General features: G+C 70.7%; 1 protein-coding gene. It reads right to left on the reverse strand.

The genetic code is table 11. The features are described from left to right. Window positions 1-249: hypothetical protein (locus R0J87_RS23100; RefSeq protein ID WP_498889280.1), on the reverse strand; the 249-nt coding region annotated here is incomplete at both ends.

Consider the following 249-nt stretch of genomic DNA (forward strand, 5'->3'; position numbering starts at 1 on the left):
AGGCCGTAGCGCAGCGGCTGCAGCGGACCGGAGCGCTCGAACAGGCAGACTTCTAGCCGCGAGGTCCAGGTCCGCGCGTCGGGCGCCAGCACGAAGCGGCCGGCGTAGAAGTGGCGGGTGCAGACCACGACCTGTCCGGCGTCGTAGACCGTGCCGTCGATCTCGACCGTGTAGCGCGGATGCACGAAGCGGGCTGCGACCCGCAGCGCGGCCAGCACATACGCACCCTTGCCGAGCCGCCGCTTGATC

Origin of the sequence: Halomonas sp. SIMBA_159, from assembly GCF_046536035.1 — a bacterium.
In the GTDB taxonomy this organism is placed as follows: Bacteria; Pseudomonadota; Gammaproteobacteria; order Pseudomonadales; family Halomonadaceae; genus Vreelandella; species Vreelandella venusta_A.